The 16,802-nt window shown below is 41.8% G+C and carries 13 protein-coding genes; 5 read left to right on the forward strand and 8 right to left on the reverse strand.

What is annotated here, in order from left to right:
- Positions 1-20: 20 nt before the first annotated feature.
- The gene (gene rpmH, locus ACXAD8_RS15300; protein ID WP_014290886.1) at positions 21-155 is read right to left on the reverse strand and encodes a 50S ribosomal protein L34; all 135 of its coding nucleotides are present in this window, start codon (positions 153-155) and stop codon (positions 21-23) included.
- Positions 156-567: 412 nt separating this feature from the next.
- On the opposite strand from rpmH, the gene dnaA reads away from it, so the two are divergent.
- The 4 genes from dnaA to gyrB are packed head-to-tail and all read left to right on the forward strand — an operon-like array spanning position 568 to position 6,642.
- A complete protein-coding gene (gene dnaA / locus ACXAD8_RS15305; protein WP_475230422.1) occupies positions 568-1,980 on the forward strand; it encodes a chromosomal replication initiator protein DnaA in 1,413 nt (470 codons plus the stop codon).
- A 13-nt stretch (positions 1,981-1,993) separates the two neighbouring features.
- The gene (dnaN, locus tag ACXAD8_RS15310) at positions 1,994-3,097 is read left to right on the forward strand and encodes a DNA polymerase III subunit beta (RefSeq protein ID WP_475230425.1); all 1,104 of its coding nucleotides are present in this window, start codon (positions 1,994-1,996) and stop codon (positions 3,095-3,097) included.
- Positions 3,098-3,107: 10 nt separating this feature from the next.
- Positions 3,108-4,226: a DNA replication/repair protein RecF gene (gene recF, locus ACXAD8_RS15315; protein WP_475230428.1), complete on the forward strand. Its 1,119-nt coding sequence runs from the start codon at positions 3,108-3,110 to the stop codon at positions 4,224-4,226.
- Positions 4,219-6,642, forward strand: coding sequence for a DNA topoisomerase (ATP-hydrolyzing) subunit B (gene gyrB / locus ACXAD8_RS15320; RefSeq protein ID WP_475230430.1), 2,424 nt, complete (start codon positions 4,219-4,221; stop codon positions 6,640-6,642). Before recF ends, gyrB begins: the two co-directional genes overlap by 8 nt.
- A gap of 42 nt (positions 6,643-6,684) precedes the next feature.
- On the opposite strand, the gene ACXAD8_RS15325 is transcribed toward gyrB, so the two are convergent.
- From ACXAD8_RS15325 to ACXAD8_RS15350, 6 genes are all read right to left on the reverse strand, one after another.
- A complete protein-coding gene (locus ACXAD8_RS15325; RefSeq protein ID WP_475230433.1) occupies positions 6,685-7,137 on the reverse strand; it encodes an early set domain-containing protein in 453 nt (150 codons plus the stop codon).
- A gap of 4 nt (positions 7,138-7,141) precedes the next feature.
- Complete coding sequence (gene glyS, locus ACXAD8_RS15330; RefSeq protein ID WP_475230435.1) at positions 7,142-9,223, reverse strand: glycine--tRNA ligase subunit beta; 2,082 nt, start codon at positions 9,221-9,223, stop codon at positions 7,142-7,144.
- Between the two features lie 21 nt (positions 9,224-9,244).
- Positions 9,245-10,150 (reverse strand): glycine--tRNA ligase subunit alpha, encoded by a 906-nt coding sequence (gene glyQ / locus ACXAD8_RS15335; protein ID WP_475230438.1) that lies wholly within the window; start codon positions 10,148-10,150, stop codon positions 9,245-9,247.
- Between the two features lie 154 nt (positions 10,151-10,304).
- Entirely contained in the window at positions 10,305-10,787 is a 483-nt protein-coding gene (locus ACXAD8_RS15340; RefSeq protein WP_475230441.1) for a DUF2489 domain-containing protein, read from the reverse strand.
- Positions 10,787-11,299, reverse strand: a complete 513-nt coding sequence (gene yihI, locus ACXAD8_RS15345; RefSeq protein ID WP_475230443.1) for a Der GTPase-activating protein YihI — start codon at positions 11,297-11,299, stop codon at positions 10,787-10,789. The genes ACXAD8_RS15340 and yihI overlap by 1 nt, the downstream gene beginning before the upstream one ends.
- 343 nt (positions 11,300-11,642) lie before the next feature.
- Entirely contained in the window at positions 11,643-12,266 is a 624-nt protein-coding gene (locus ACXAD8_RS15350) for a c-type cytochrome (RefSeq protein WP_475230445.1), read from the reverse strand.
- A 165-nt stretch (positions 12,267-12,431) separates the two neighbouring features.
- Between ACXAD8_RS15350 and yihA the strand changes: the two genes are divergently transcribed.
- Positions 12,432-13,043: a ribosome biogenesis GTP-binding protein YihA/YsxC gene (gene yihA / locus ACXAD8_RS15355; RefSeq protein ID WP_475230447.1), complete on the forward strand. Its 612-nt coding sequence runs from the start codon at positions 12,432-12,434 to the stop codon at positions 13,041-13,043.
- Positions 13,044-13,979: 936 nt separating this feature from the next.
- Here yihA and polA read toward each other — a convergent pair.
- The gene (gene polA, locus ACXAD8_RS15360) at positions 13,980-16,742 is read right to left on the reverse strand and encodes a DNA polymerase I (RefSeq protein WP_475230450.1); all 2,763 of its coding nucleotides are present in this window, start codon (positions 16,740-16,742) and stop codon (positions 13,980-13,982) included.
- Between the last annotated feature and the right edge of the window lie 60 nt (positions 16,743-16,802).

The raw sequence follows: 16,802 nt of genomic DNA on the forward strand, positions 1-16,802 counted from the left end.
TTTGAGATCATATCAAACACTTAAGCTGATAAGCGGGCACGGCCTTTAGCACGACGTGCGGCAAGAACTTTACGTCCATTTTTAGTAGCCATACGTGCACGGAATCCATGACTGCGCTTACGCTTCAGATTGCTGGGTTGAAAAGTTCTTTTCATCTTAATATCTGCCGCAGTTGGTTGAAATAAATAGGGTTACCCCCGATTTAAGGACGCGCAATTCTAAAGACTTTATAGTTAAAGATCAACACTATTACTGCTTTTCTTTTAGTGTTTAGCTGATCAATTTAGATTTAATTAATATTTAACAGGCTTTGGACAAGTTTTAAACCTTATATTCACAGTTTATCCACAGGAGTATTTTTAAGAAGCCTAAAATATATGCAGAAGTAGCATAATCAGACTGTTTGGTCAGAATCTGCAGGTGTCCAAGCTCTGATCTCAAACTCTTTGTAATTCAGTGTGATAGTTGAGTTTTAAGACTATTTTTTGAATTGGAATGTACTTTTAAAGCCAGTTATACGATAATTCACAGTCTGCTTAAAATCCCCAATAAAAATACAAAATATACATGCAAATTTGGCAAAGTTGTCTAAAAAGACTTCAGGAAGATTTACCTGCTCAACAATATAGTATGTGGCTGAGGCCTTTAGAGCCTGAGGTCGAGGGTGATTGTTTAACATTATTTGCGCCAAATCGTTTTGTATTAGATTGGGTACGGGATAAGTATCTCGGACAAATAAGCGATCTGATTGCTGAGTTTTCTGATAATAATCAGCTCACATTGCGATTTGATGTGATCACCAATCGCAAACAATCCAGTCCGGCTCCTCAGTCACCCGTTGCACCTGTTCAATTTGCTGCAGCGCCAAAGACGCCACAGTTTGTCGATACAAGAGCGGCAGCTCCGGTGAACAACAATCAGGTAAAACCGGCGCAACCCGAAATAAAACCTGCTACCCACAAAAGTAATATCAACCTTAATTATCAGTTTGATAACTTTGTTGAGGGTAAGAGTAACCAACTGGCCCGTGCAGCAGCTCAGCAAGTCGCTGATAATCCAGGCGGTTCTTACAATCCCCTGTTTATCTATGGTGGTACGGGTTTAGGTAAAACTCACTTGCTACACGCTGTGGGTAACGGCATTCTCAAGAAGAAGAGCAACGCCAATGTGGTTTACATGCATTCTGAGCGATTTGTTCAGGACATGGTTAAAGCGCTACAGAACAATGCTATTGAAGAATTCAAACGATATTACCGTTCGGTAGATGCATTATTAATAGATGATATTCAGTTCTTTGCTAATAAAGAGCGTTCGCAAGAAGAGTTTTTTCACACATTTAATGCATTACTTGAGGAAAATCAACAGGTTATATTAACTTCTGACCGTTATCCAAAAGAGATCGACGGTGTTGATGACAGGTTAAAGTCGCGATTTGGTTGGGGATTAACCATTATCATTGAGCCTCCCGAGCTAGAAACCCGTGTTGCGATCCTAATGAAGAAAGCAGCAGAGAACCGGGTGAATTTACCCAACGAAGTGGCTTTCTTTATAGCAAAGAGATTGCGTACCAACGTTCGTGAATTGGAAGGGGCTCTTAACAGGGTTATTGCCAATGCCAATTTTACTGGTAAGCCTATTACCATTGAATTTGTCAGGGATGCACTAAGAGATTTACTTGCACTTCAAGATAAACTTGTAACAATAGACAATATTCAGAAAACTACCGCCGAATACTATAAAATAAAGGTATCTGATTTATTGTCCAAGCGCCGGAGTCGTAGTGTTGCTCGTCCGAGACAAATTGCGATGGCGCTGGCTAAAGAATTAACCAATCATAGTTTACCTGAGATTGGCGATGCCTTCGGTGGTAGAGATCATACAACTGTGTTGCATGCTTGCCGCAAAGTAAAAGAACTGAAAGACGAAAACCACAGTGTGAAGGAAGACTTTCAGAATTTAATTCGAACCTTGTCGTCATAAAAAGAGAATAAAAATGAGATTTTCGATAGCGCGCGAAGACTTTTTAACTCCATTACAACTGGTATCAGGTGCAGTAGAAAAACGGCATACCTTACCGATACTGTCTAACGTTCTGATTAAAGTAGAAAATGGCTCTCTGTGGTTGACAGGTACCGACCTGGAAGTGGAGTTAATTTCCAGTACGGCTTTGGCCAGTGATTCTGTAGACGGTGAAGTAACAGTTCCTGCCCGAAAGTTATTCGACATCTGCCGAAGTCTTTCCAATGAAGCAAATATAGAGTTTTCTGTCGATGGCAATAAGGTATTGGTAAAGAGCGGGCGCAGCCGTTATACACTTTCCACTTTGCCTGCTGACGACTATCCTAATCTGGAAGATTGGGAAGGCGAAATTGAATTTGAAATGTCTCAAAAGAATTTGCGTTCTTTAATAGAGAAAACTCATTTCAGTATGGCTCAGCAAGATGTTCGTTATTATCTCAACGGTTTATCGCTGGAATTGGAAGGCGATTTAATCCGTTCTGTAGCCACTGACGGTCACAGACTGGCACTAAGTAAACATACCCTGGAAGGTGCAGCGTTCGCCACCAATCAGGTTATTATTCCGAGAAAAGGGGTAATGGAAATTCTTCGTCTTATAGGTGATGAAGATACCTCTTTGAAGATTCAAATTGGTTCTAACCACATCCGTCTTTATTCTTCTGATTTTATCTTTACCAGTAAGTTGGTAGATGGGCGTTTTCCTGATTACCGCAGAGTCTTACCCAGAGATGGTGATAAGATTATTAAAGCGGATAAGATGGTATTAAAAGAAGCGCTGACTCGTGCATCGATCTTATCTAACGAAAAGTTTCGCGGTATCCGTGTCGACTTAAGTAACAACGAAGTTCAGATTACGGCCAATAACCCTGAGCAGGAAGAAGCTGTTGAAATTATTGATGTAGATTATCAGGGCGATACCCTGGAAATTGGTTTCAACGTAGCTTATTTAATCGATGTTTTAGGGGCCATTGACGACGAAACCATCAAGCTTACTCTCGCTGATTCAAATAGTAGTGCGCTCATAGAAGCTGAATCTACTGACCAGTGTTTGTATGTTGTTATGCCTATGAGATTATAAAAAGACCAGTATGGTGCTGTCTCAATTAGTACTATCTGAATTTAGGAATATTCACTCTTGTAATATATCCCTTTCAGACAGGTGCAATATCTTTTACGGCGAAAATGGTTCTGGAAAAACCTCATTACTGGAATCTGTCCATATGTTTTGGAATAGCCGATCATTCAGGACTTCCCGAATAGGTGAGGCTGTAGCACATCAACAAAGCAATTTTTTAATTCATGGTAGAGTAAACGATGGTGAGTCACAGTTACCATTTGGACTCAGCTATTCGCTGAAAGATAAAGAGCGCGTTTCTAAGTTTAATAGCGAAAGAGTTAAGCGAAGCTCTGATTTAGCATCACTATTACCTGTTTATTATTTCTCTCCTCAAAGCGATGCTATTTTATCTGGTTCACCAGGAAACCGCAGAAACTTACTGTTTTGGTATTTGTTTCACGTGGAACCTAAGTTCAATGAAACCTATCAATGCTTACTGAGAGCATTAAGTTCCAGAAACAAATTACTGAAGACTTTGGTTCAAAAGGAAGAACTTGTATTTTGGGAAAAGGAAATCTCAAAGTATTCAGTAGAACTAAAGCGTTTATCTGATGAACAGGTAAAAGATCTAAATCTACAATTTGAGGCCGAGTGTAATATTTCTGAGGTCGATGTAGCCGACAGCTTTTCCTTGTTTGAAAAGGTAAATGGGATACAGATCAATTATCCATGGAAGGTAGACACTGAGCTTCATCAAGAACTGGCCAATAAACGAGAGTTAGAATTGAAGTTAGGTTACACAACTTTGGGTTATCACAAGTGTGACTTAAGGATTTCGACACAGCAGGGCAAGAAGAGTTTTAGCCGCGGTGAAGAAAAATCAATAACTTTGACTCTGATTATTTCTGTCTTAAAAACTATAGCGAACAAAACTAATAAGAACGTATTGGTTTTGATCGATGATCTGATGGCTGAATTGGATCAAAAATTCACATCTTTATTACTTCATAAGTTATCGAGTTTACCTCTACAACTCTTTATTACGACTTTAACCAAAGACACACTACTTACGAGTATTGAGAAACACTTTTCAAATTTTAAATTGTTTCACGTGAAACAAGGTGATGTCATCGAGGAATACAATGTCTGAACAAAACAATAATTATGATTCGTCTAGTATCAAGGTTCTAAAGGGCCTTGACGCGGTTAGAAAAAGACCTGGGATGTATATAGGTGATACCGATGACGGTACAGGATTGCATCACATGGTTTTCGAAGTGGTGGACAATTCTATCGATGAAGCGCTTGCAGGCCACTGTTCTGATATTATCGTGAAAATACATCTTGATGGTTCAATATCAGTTCAAGACGATGGTCGAGGAATACCTACCGAAATACATCCTGAAGAAGGCGTATCTGCAGCAGAAGTTATCTTAACGGTACTGCACGCAGGTGGTAAATTTGACGATAATTCCTATAAAGTATCGGGTGGATTGCACGGAGTAGGTGTTTCGGTAGTTAACGCTTTATCCAAAAAACTGATGCTTCGTATCAGACGCCAGGGAGAGATATTTGAACAGGAATATACCCATGGCGAGCCAAACTATCCGTTAAAGCCTGTTGGCAGTTGTAAAGATACCGGCACTACCATTCATTTTTGGCCCAGTGAAGATACCTTTACTAATGTAGAGTATCATTACGATATCTTAGCTAAACGTCTTCGTGAGTTGTCATTCCTTAATTCAGGGGTTTCTATTCGTTTAATCGATGAGCGCGATGGTAAAGAAGATCACTTTATGTATGAAGGTGGTATCAAAGCGTTTATCGAATACCTGAACCAAAACAAAACTCAAATTCATCCTAATGTCTTCCACTTTGTATCTGAGCGTGATGATGGCGTAACTGTTGAAGTGGCAATGCAATGGAATGATTCGTTCCAGGAAAATATCTTTTGTTTTACCAATAACATTCCTCAGCGTGACGGTGGAACCCACCTTGCTGGCTTTAGAGGCGCATTAACCCGTACTCTGAATAACTATATGGAAACTGAAAAGTTAAACAAAAAAGAGAAGGCGAGCACGACAGGAGATGACGCAAGAGAAGGTTTAACCGCTGTCGTTTCAGTTAAAGTACCAGACCCGAAATTTTCATCCCAGACCAAGGATAAATTGGTTTCTTCTGAAGTTAAGTCCGCTGTAGAAACGACTATGGGTGAAAAACTCAGTGAGTTTTTGTTAGAAAACCCCGGTGATGCAAAAACGGTGGCAAACAAAATCATTGACGCAGCCCGAGCTCGTGAAGCCGCCAGAAAAGCCAGAGAAATGACCAGAAGAAAAGGGGCACTTGATCTGGCTGGACTGCCTGGCAAATTAGCTGATTGTCAGGAAAAAGATCCGGCGTTATCTGAACTTTACATAGTGGAGGGTGACTCCGCCGGCGGTTCTGCAAAACAGGGGCGGAATAGAAAAAATCAGGCGATCTTGCCACTTAAAGGTAAAATTCTGAACGTTGAAAAAGCACGTTTTGATAAGATGTTGTCTTCACAGGAAGTTGCAACCCTGATTACTGCTCTTGGCTGTGGAATTGGCCGAGACGAGTATGACCCTGAAAAGCTTAGATATCATAATATCATTATTATGACCGATGCTGATGTGGACGGTTCCCACATTCGAACACTATTGCTTACTTTCTTTTATCGTCAAATGCCTGAAATTATCGAGCGGGGCCATATCTATATTGCTCAGCCGCCGTTGTATAAAACGAAAAAGGGAAAACAGGAACAATACCTGAAAGATGATGAGGCATTAGAAAGCTTTCTTACAAACATTGCGTTAGACGGTGCTTCATTACATGTTAATGATGATGCGCCTCCTATTCAGGGAGCGGGCCTTGAAACAATGGTTAAACAGTTTACTAGCACTAGTAAATTAATTAAGCGAATGTCACGCTTTTATCCGATTCATATACTGAACAACCTTGTCTACTCAGAGGTATTGGATAGCAGTGTTCTGGAAGATAATGCCAAAGCCACAAACTTTGCAGAAAAGTTCCAAGCTCAACTAACTGAAAGTGAAAAAGACGGTGCTTTGTATACTGTTACCGCAGAACATGATGAAGAGCACAATAACTCAAAAATCGTTGTCGTTGTTCGCCAACATGGTGTCGATACGTCGTTCAACTTCAATTCTGACTTTGTAAAATCAGGTGAGTTAGTACAAATTAACGCACTAAACAAAGCCATAAATAATTTATTTGAAGAGAATGGTTATGTTAAACGCGGTGAAAAAGTCTTTCCTTGTACACGATTTGCTGAAGCGTTTGAATGGTTGATGGCTGAATCGAAAAAGGGACAGTACATACAGCGATACAAAGGATTGGGTGAGATGAATCCAGAACAGTTGTGGGAAACAACAATGGATCCTGAAACTCGCAGAATGTTACAGGTTTCTATTGAAGATGCGATTGGTGCCGATCAATTATTTACCACTTTGATGGGGGATAATGTTGAACCAAGAAAACTGTTTATTCAGGAAAACGCTCTGAAAGTGACAAACCTGGACGTATAGCGCAGAACAACACAAAAAAAAGGCTCCAAGATGGAGCCTTTTTTATAGCTTTAAAACGGTGACCTGAGGATCGGACCAACTATTGAAGTCTATCTGAAAAATATATTTTCCTGATTCTTTCGGTGTAAACACAAAGTTGTCTACCGGCGTATCACAATTTGCGTTAACTGTAAGGTTAACCTGAAGATTCTCGTCAGAACTTTTGTTCTTATAGCCACAGCTTAAACCTGTACTCCAGTCTTTATCTGCAAACTTAAAATCGTAAGGTTGACCATCAGCGACTAATTCAACTACAACTCTGTAGATGTTGTTTTTATGCTCAACGACTCGATAAGCTTCATCAGCTTCCCACCAGGTAAAGCTACCTCTTAAATAAAGGCTGCTATAATCTGGCTTATCACCTGAAAGTTTGTCGACAAACGTTTTCGTAGTAGTGCAGCCCCCTAAAAACAAAGAAAAGGCTGCAATACTTGATAACGTAATAATCTTATTCAATGCATTAACCCTGCAAAATTGAGAAATCAGCTACGGCTAAGAACTCGTTTCTGATTGAGGAGATGAGTGCGAATCGATTCAGGCGCACTGCTTCGTCCTCAGCATTAACCATAACATTTTCAAAAAAGTCAGCTATAGGCTCTCTTAATTTGGCAAGTTGTGAAAGTCTGATATTGTAATACTCTGTATCATGATGTGAATTAGCAGCATATGATTTTACCTGACTAAAGACATCCCACAGAACCTGTTCTTCTTTATCACTAAATAAACCGATATCAACAGTGCCAATAGCCACAGGATTTTTAGCAAGAATATTGGCTATTCTTTTATTGGATTCTGTAAGAACTGCCAGTGTTTCTTTATTGTTATCGATAAAGTGAGTAAGTGCTTCTAACCGGTACTTGTAGGTGTTAACAGCGCTATCATCTACTTTTAGTACAGAGCGAACGGTATTGACAGGGATACCTTGTTCGACAAAGTAATTTTCCAGACGGGCATTAAAAAACTGCTCTAATTGTTCTGGCCATTCGGCATTGCTTAACATCTGTTGTTGGAATAAAGCTACAGCTTGCTTTGCAGCGCCTTTCAGATCAAACTCAACATTGTTTTCTAAAACAATCTTAATAATACCCAGTGTGGCTCTTCTGAGGGCAAAGGGATCTTTATCACCTTTTGGCAACAAGCCGATGCCAAAAATTCCCACAAGCGTATCTAACCTTTCGGCAATGGAGACGACTTGCGCAATACCATCCTCGGGAAGGCTGTCACTTGCTGAGCGAGGTTTATAGTGATCTGCAATGGCATTGGCCACTAATGGGTTTTCACCTTCATGAATAGCATAGTAACGCCCCATATAACCCTGAACATCGGGAAATTCGTATACTACTTTTGAAGTCAGATCGGATTTTGCTAACAAACCAGCTCTGTAACACAATTCAGGCTCTCCCAAGCCCAAGGACTCAGATAATTGCTGACTGAGCTTAGCAACCCGTTCAGACTTATCATACAAAGTACCCAATTGTTTTTGATAAACAATTGTTTTAAGACTGTTCAGTCTTGTTTCTGTATTTACCGATAAGTCATGTTTGTAAAAGAACTGAGCATCTGCCAAACGCGGTCTTACGACTTTTTCATTACCACTTGTCACTGACTCTTGGTTAGAGCTGTTAATATTAGTGACGAATAAAAACCTGTTAAGTAGTTTTCCACTGGATTTTTCCAGTAGTGGGAAATAACGCTGGTCGTCCTTCATAGTGTAGATGAGTGGCTCTTTAGGAACTTCTAAAAATGCCTCATCAAACTGGGCGCTCAGAACCACAGGGAACTCAACCAGACTGGTTACTTCTTCCACTAAATCATCGTCTTCTACAACTGATGCATTAAATGATTCTGCTTGCGCTAAGAGCTCAGCTTTGATCGCTTGCTTACGTTTTTCGAAATCAGCTACTACGTTCAAGTTTTGCAGTGTAGTTTCATAATCATCTGCGCTGGAAATTTCGTGATAGCCTGGAGAATGGAAGCGATGCCCCAGCACCTTGTTGTTAGCTGGTTTTCCATAAACTTCAACAGGCAGTACTTTGCTACCATAAATACAACACAAGTTATGTACCGGGCGTACAAACTGGTGGTCGGTATCTCCCCAACGCATTACTTTCGGTACTGGCAATTTAGCTAGACTCGCTGCAATTATGTCCTGTAAACAAGAATCAATGTTCTTACCTTTTTCCTGAACCGTAATCTGTAACCACTGACCCTTAGGGGTTTCCACAATAGCTGCGTCTTGTAGTTGAATGTTATTGGATTTTGCCCAACCCAATGCCGCCTTTGTAGGCTCTCCAGCTGCGTCATAAGCACTAGACACTGGTGGTCCCTTTTTAACGATTTCAACGTCGGCTTGCTTTTCTTCTAATGCGGTAACACTGATTGCTAGTCGTCTTGGTGTGGCATACCAGTGGGTAGACTCAAACTCAAAACGCTGCTGTTTCAGACTTTCTGTAACATTGGCCAGAAAGGTTTGTCCGAGGTTTCTTAAGGCTTTTGGGGGAAGTTCTTCACAAGCCAATTCAATCAATAAATTATTAGTCACTTTTACTTAATCCTTAAACGCTTAATCGCTGGAAGCACACATCGGGAATCCAAGGGATTCTCTGGCGTTGTAATAGGCCTCTGCGCACGCTTTAGCAAGAGTCCGTACTCGGAGTATATAACGCTGTCTTTCGGTCACTGAAATGGCCTGACGCGCGTCTAACAGGTTAAAGTAATGAGAGGCTTTCATTACTTGTTCGTAAGCCGGTAAAGGTAGCCCTTGTTCAATTAACAGCTGGCTTTGTTGTTCCGCTTCATCGAAGTATCGGAACATATTCTCGACATTGGCCAATTCAAAATTATATTTTGATTGTTCCACTTCGTTTTGGTGGAAAATGTCGCCATAAGTCACTTTACCAAAAGGACCATCGGCCCAAACCAGATCATAAATTGAATCGACACCCTGAACATACATTGCGAGTCGCTCTAGACCGTAAGTGATTTCGCCGGTCACCGGCTTACACTCGAGGCCACCAACTTGTTGGAAATAGGTAAACTGGGTTACTTCCATACCGTTTAACCAGACTTCCCAGCCCAATCCCCAGGCGCCCAGGGTAGGGGATTCCCAATTGTCTTCAACAAAGCGAATGTCGTGCTCCAAAGGATCAAACCCCATTTCCTTAAGAGAGCCTAAATACAGCTCCTGGATATTTTCCGGGGAAGGCTTAAGCATGACCTGGAATTGGTAGTAATGTTGTAGTCGATTGGGGTTTTCACCGTAGCGACCATCGGTAGGTCTGCGACATGGCTGTACATAAGCACTGCTGATTGGCTCTGGACCAATAGCACGTAAAAATGTCATTGGGTGAAAGGTGCCGGCACCGACTTCTAAATCCAGCGGTTGTACGATTACGCAACCTTGTCGTGCCCAGTAATCTTGCAGGCTCAGGATAAGCCCCTGAAAGGTATTTAAATCAAAATTTGCCATATCTGTGTCAATTCAACGAAAATGGCCGAAGTATACCTTTTGTGATGTACATTATGTAGCCCAAATCCAGTCAAGGGGCATATTTAAACTGGCCTGAGGTAGTCACAGCATTAAATTGAGGGTAGGGGGATAGCAGAAATCGTTTGATATAGCGCTAACCACACATTTGGAATGTTTCTTTGGGCTGTAGTTTTTGTAACAACTGCTGGAACTCGTTGAGCAGCTGGCTTTCAAATTGCGCTTCTAGTTCTTCTCTTTCGCTGTCCAGAGCCAACAATTCCTTTTTGGGTAACCGCTTGCGCGCCTCGAGAATAGGGTGGTGCTGTATTTTCAGGTAAAACTCTTGGGTCATTGTTAACGCACTAGCAATGGGATAGCGTTTGTTGTCGAGCAAATCACATAAATTCTTTACCCGCAGTACCGCCTCGCTGATACCACATTGTTGTTGCAAGGTAGCCTGTAAGATAGTGGTTATACTGGTAACAATGTCCTGTTCCCGCTGTATTATCTTTTGCTGCTTAGTTTGTTCTTGTCGGTGCAAGCTAACAAGCAGGTAACCAGCGTAGCCTGCCAATGTAATTATCAATACACTGGCAATGCTAAGCAAAAGGTACAGATTGTCGCTAATAAATTGCATTAATAACGGTCGCTAAAGGGTTGTTCCAGTCTATCCAGCAAATCGGGAGTATCTTCTTCGATTTCTGAATCGTCTTCGTGGACAATACCTAGCAAGTCACAAAGTACCTTGTGTCTGTTAAGCAGATGGTGCACATAATGTTGCTCTTGCGGAGAAATGCTTTTTCCCTGGTCAAGTTTATCTACCAGATTTTGCAGGCGCTTGTCATTTTCGATGTAATTTAATTCATCTTGTGGGGTTTTGAATTTGGGAATAAGGCGCTTACTTTCTTCTTTGGTTTCTTTATTGCCAAATAGGGATATTTTCTTTTTGCTGCCTAATCGTTTGTCCATATTCGCCCCGGCACCACCGGATTGACTGCCTCTGGCATTGTCTTCTACCAGACTATTTCTGTTTCCAGGCGCTTTGCCCGAGGTTTTTTTGGGCTTCCTCTGAATTTCTGATTTAGGAAGTTTAGGCTTTGCTCGTGGCAATGACTTAGTAACTTTTCTGGTTTTCTTTACGCGTGGCATAGTTTACTGACCCCTGTTAAGAGCAGTTGATGATAAAGGTGAGGATTATAAAAGATTTCAGGAGAGACAAAAACAAGAAACGGCGATAATCCGCCGTTGTTTCTAAAAGCAGGTTATAGAGAAACCATGATCCCTTCAGTAACCAATCTTGTTGTAACCTCGTATTTATTATTTTTGTTCGAGGCTTTTTTATATTTTATGTCATCGTGACACTTGTTATTTCGTCCTTGTTCCCAAGAAGCCGGGGAGCGTTGGTACCAGTGTTACACCAGTCAGCGCTTGACCTTGGAGCGAGATAATACACGATGTTAAAAAATTTACAACTTTTTTACAAAAGCAAAATTTAATGCAAACCGGAAACATATAGTGACAGTATGCGAATATCTTCATCAGTGAGTTTTTTCGCAATATCACGCATCATGCCATTGAGATCGTTAGCCCGTTGTCCGCTGCGGAATTGTTCCAGTTGAGATTTGGTATATTCGGTGTGTTGACCGCTAATATCTGGGAATTTGGCCAGCGCCATGCCGTTGCCTCTGGGGCCGTGACATGCAATACATGCTGTAATGCCGCGCTCGAGGTCTCCGCCTGTGTATAGTGCCTGACCTGCTTCGATAACATCTTCTGGTGTTTCGCCCTTACTCATAGTCTGACTGGCAAACCAGGCTGATAAATCTGCGATATCCTGGTCTGACAATCCTGCGGCCATACCATTCATTACGGCGTTATTTCTACCTTCCGCGCCGCCTGTTTGAGAAGCCAGACGAAACTCTTGCAACTGCTTGATCAGATATTGTTCATGTTGACCCGCAATTTTAGGATTCATTGGGATCATGCTATTCCCGTCATTACCATGACAGGCTGCACAGGTCGCTGATTTAGTTTTACCTGCTTCTGCATCACCTGCCGCAAAAGCCATTTGACCGAAACCTGCGGTCAAAGTAAGCAATAAAAGCCATTTTTTCATAGTGGTTCTCAAGTAATTTCTTGTTAAAATTGTTTTGTAATCAGTTATTTTACACACTTTAAAACACAGGAAAACAGGATAAGAGGTTTTCTGAGCAATTATCTGCTTAAGTTTTAGTGATTCTGATGCCAAAACTTTAGCAGAAAAACAGAGATTAGATTAATCGTGAGTATATATTCCAAAGCCGCTTTCACCATTAGCGCACCAGATATTAAACATTTAATGCCGGATACCGGCATTGAAATTGCGTTTGCTGGACGCTCTAACGCGGGCAAGTCCAGTGCTTTAAATGCCCTGACAAGACAAAAAAGTCTGGCGCGAACCAGTAAAACCCCCGGACGTACCCAGCAAATAAACGTGTTTAACATTACTGAAGAGCAACGTCTGATCGATCTTCCCGGCTACGGCTTCGCTCAGGTACCGCAGGCTTTAAAAGAAAAATGGCAAAGAGCACTGGGTGAATATCTTGAAAAACGGGAAAGCTTAAAAGGATTGGTGGTGTTAATGGATATCAGACATCCTTTTAAAGATCTCGATCAACAACTTATCAGTTGGGCTGTGGCCAGCGATATTCCGGTATTAGCCTTGCTGACAAAAGCCGATAAGCTGAAATCTGGCAAACGCAAAGCACAGGTTAATATGGCCCAGGAAGCTGCAATGGCATTTTGTGGAGATGTAGAGGTTGCCGCTTTTTCGTCGTTAAACAAACTGGGTTTGCCCATTTTAGAAAACAAACTCAATAGCTGGTTTGGCATCGAGCCACCAGAAAGCAAATAAAAATATGTAGCGCCAGAAAAAAGAAACCCCTCCAGAGGAGGGGTATATAACTTGAGAAAACACACACAACTATTTATACAGACCGAGCTAAATTCGATTAGTTCAAAAATAATTTAAAATATTTTAATTTTTTTCAAAAAATCTTATCCCATCCCCGGGAACCCTAGGGTGAGAGCATGAGTGCTTATATTTCGACCACAAAGCCCAGAAGCTAAATATTTACATTTTAAGAAAAAGCCAAACTGTCTCGTATATGGATTCAGTTAGGTCAAAGTTTGTTCGAAGTGCTAAAGCCTGTTTCCCTTTACGCGCTATAAACAGCGACATCAGTTAAAACAACGATGAGAGCTATCAGGGATGATAGCTCAATCAATGCCCAGCACAGGGACGTGCTGTCATTGATGGTCGTCGTTGTTCTGATGGCGAAGTTTATGCTTTTGCGCGTCAGGGGCTGCGGGGGATTCTTAAGGGGGGCGCAGCCCGGTCCCCTTGAGGCGCAGTCGGCGCCCCGACAATGATTTCAATCAAACAACTGTGGTTGAATTAAACTACATCGTCGAAAAAATCCTACCTACGAGCAAACTCAAAAAGGAGTCTGAAGGCTGGTTGATAGTCTCGCTTCAGTATTCCAGGGCAAATTAATTAGCTTTTGGCTCCGATTAGAGCTGACTATGTTCGAGTGTTGATCAAAAATTAATCGCGACCTCGCCCTGCGGGAAACCCCAGTAAACGCGTCGGATTCACAGTTGCAAAAAATGGCTGGAAAAGATTAAAAAACTGCAGACATAAAAAAACCCCGGTAAAACTACCGGGGTCAAAGCAAAGGTTTGAAAGATAGAACATCTTACCTCTGTACCCTACAAGTGCGAATATAGAGGGTTTGATTTTGAAAGTCAATAACAATAATGTAATTAAATTACATTAAATTTATGTCTGTTAGTGAGCCTCTTCCCAGTTATCACCAACACCAACTTCTACTAATAATGGTATTTTGAGCGTGTTTTCTGCCTCCATAAGAGACTGTATTTGCTCTGTATACTCTTTAACCTTTTGTTCTTTTATTTCAAAAACCAGTTCGTCATGTACTTGCATGATCATTTTGATCTGTTCCGGATCTTGTCCTTCCAACCACTGATGTACCCTTAACATGGCGCGCTTTATTATATCGGCAGCTGTGCCCTGCATAGGCGCGTTGATGGCTGCCCGCTCAGCCGCTTTTCTTCTGGCTCCGTTTTTAGCATTGATTTCTGGTAGATATAATCGGCGTCCATAAACGGTTTCAACGTATCCTTGCTCAGCTGCTTTGGCGCGAGTGTCTTCCATATATCGCAAAACCCCCGGATAACGTTGGAAATACAAATCCATATAATTCTGTGCTTCGTTACGGGGAATGTTTAGCTGTTTGGCCAAACCAAAAGCAGACATACCGTAAATCAATCCAAAATTGATGGCTTTGGCACTGCGTCTTTGCTCAGCGCTGACATCTTCCAGACTAACACCAAACACTTCGGCTGCAGTGGACTTGTGAATATCTAACCCTTGCTGGAAAGCCTTTATTAAACCATCATCTCCGGAAAGGTGGGCCATGATACGCAATTCAATCTGCGAGTAATCGGCGGCCACAATTTTGCAACCCGATGGCGCCACGAACGCTTTTCTTATACTTCGACCTGCTTCGTTTCTGATGGGAATGTTCTGGAGATTCGGCTCTGTTGATGAAAGCCTTCCGGTCACTGCCACCGCCTGGTGATAACTGGTGTGGACCCGGCCAGTTTTGCTATCCACCATCTTGGGTAGTTTGTCGGTGTAGGTATTGCGCAGTTTGGTCAGCCCGCGGTATTCCATAATTTGCGCTGGTAAACTGTAGTCCAGCGCTAATTCCTGAAGTACTTCTTCTGAGGTAGATGGCGCACCTTTTGGCGTTTTTTTCAGTACCGGCAAGGACATTTTGTTAAACAAAATCTCCTGTAATTGCTTGGTAGAGCTGAGGTTAAAGACTTCCCCGGCTTCTTCGTGCACCGCTTTTTCTAATTCTGCTGCCCGCAAAGCAAAACTATTACTCAATTCACTTAATTGTTGTACGTCTATATATACACCGTTTTGTTCAATGCTTGCTAACACGCTAGCTAATGGCAGTTCAATGTCTTGCAATACATTCATTAATGTTGGTTGTTCTGCCAGCAGCTTGTTTAGCTCATTGTGTAGTCTGAGAGTGATATCGGCATCTTCTGCTGCGTAGTGCGCGGCTTTCTCCAGCTCGATTTGATTGAAGGTCAGTTGTTTTACACCTTTACCTGCTATTTCTTCAAAAGATACTGTGGAGCAATTCAGGTAGCGTTGTGCCAGGCTATCCATATCGTGTTTACCAGCAACACTATTCAACACATAAGAAGCCAACATAGTGTCACTGGCAATGCCTTTTATTTTAATGTTGTAATGGCTCAATACATTTTGGTCGTATTTAAGGTGTTGCCCGACTTTTTTAATATTCTGGTTTTCCAGAACCGGCTTTAATTTGTCTAAGGTATCCTGAAAGGGAAGTTGCTCCGGTGCACCGGGATAATCGTGCCTTAAGGGTAAGTATGCTGCTTTGTTCTCCTCGGTAGCGAAGGATAAGCCCACTAATTCAGCCTGCATGTAATTCAGACTGGTGGTTTCTGTATCTACGGCGAACAGTTCCGCATTATTTAACTTGTCCAGCCATTTTTGCAGTTGTTCTTCGGTTAAAATGGTTTCGTATTCAACGCTGACTTCCGGTTTATTGGCTGTTGTCGCGGTCACGTTATCGAGTGGACTGTCAGTGTCGAATTTCTCTGATGCATTGAGCAATTCCTGATGCCAGCGTTTAAACTCTAATTCTCCGAAAAACTCAGTCAGCTGTTTATTGTCTGCGGGCTTAATGTGTAATTCCTGAGGTTTTACATCCAGAGCGACATCCAGTTTGATGGTTGCCAGCTCATAAGACAATTTTGCCTGTTCTTCAAAGTCACGTATTTTGTTGGCGAAGTTCTTGGCACCGCGAAATTCAAGTGTGGCGATTTCGTCCAGGCGGGCATAAATCTCATCAACGCCACCAATTCCGTTGAGAAGACTCACGGCACTTTTATCACCCACGCCGGGTACACCGGGAATATTATCCACTTTGTCGCCTTTCAGGGCGAGATAATCAATAATTAGCTCTGGTCCAACACCAAATTTTTTATGTACACCTTCGACATCCATAATGGTATTGGTCATGGTGTTGATCAATTCGACATTGTCATTAACCAGTTGCGCCATGTCCTTATCACCAGTGCTGATAACGGTCTTCATACCCGCTTCGGACGCTTGTTTGGCCAAAGTTCCAATCACGTCATCTGCTTCTACGCCTTCTATCACTAATAGTGGCAGCCCCATAGCTTCAACGATTTTATGCAAAGGCTGGATTTGCTCTCTGAGCTCATCCGGCATTGGGGGACGATTCGCTTTGTATTCCTGATAAATTTCGTCTCTGAAGGTTTTGCCTTTGGCGTCAAACACCACCGCCATTAGTTCAGGGTTATATTGTTTAACGAGACTTTTAAGCATGTTAATAACGCCATAAATAGCACCCGTTGCCATGCCTTTAGAGTTGGTCAATGGTGGTAATCCATGAAATGCTCTGAACAGATAGGAAGAACCATCCACCAGGATGAAAGGAGCGTTGTTATTTGTTGTCATTGATGAGCGTCCGACTGATTTGGTTAGCGATACTAAATGGTGATGTTTTCATGATAACGA

Source organism: Planctobacterium sp. AWH2_060 (assembly GCF_056158425.1).

Excerpts from the sequence above, each read along its gene's own strand:
- dnaA (WP_475230422.1), top strand. The coding sequence starts at position 568 with ATGCAAATTTGGCAAAGTTGTCTAAAAAGACTTCAGGAAGATTTACCT.
- rpmH (WP_014290886.1), bottom strand. The coding sequence starts at position 155 with ATGAAAAGAACTTTTCAACCCAGCAATCTGAAGCGTAAGCGCAGTCAT.
- ACXAD8_RS15350 (WP_475230445.1), bottom strand. The coding sequence starts at position 12,266 with ATGAAAAAATGGCTTTTATTGCTTACTTTGACCGCAGGTTTCGGTCAA.
- glyQ (WP_475230438.1), bottom strand. The coding sequence starts at position 10,150 with ATGGCAAATTTTGATTTAAATACCTTTCAGGGGCTTATCCTGAGCCTG.
- yihI (WP_475230443.1), bottom strand. The coding sequence starts at position 11,299 with ATGCCACGCGTAAAGAAAACCAGAAAAGTTACTAAGTCATTGCCACGA.
- recF (WP_475230428.1), top strand. The coding sequence starts at position 3,108 with ATGGTGCTGTCTCAATTAGTACTATCTGAATTTAGGAATATTCACTCT.
- gyrB (WP_475230430.1), top strand. The coding sequence starts at position 4,219 with ATGTCTGAACAAAACAATAATTATGATTCGTCTAGTATCAAGGTTCTA.
- polA (WP_475230450.1), bottom strand. The coding sequence starts at position 16,742 with ATGACAACAAATAACAACGCTCCTTTCATCCTGGTGGATGGTTCTTCC.
- ACXAD8_RS15340 (WP_475230441.1), bottom strand. The coding sequence starts at position 10,787 with ATGCAATTTATTAGCGACAATCTGTACCTTTTGCTTAGCATTGCCAGT.
- dnaN (WP_475230425.1), top strand. The coding sequence starts at position 1,994 with ATGAGATTTTCGATAGCGCGCGAAGACTTTTTAACTCCATTACAACTG.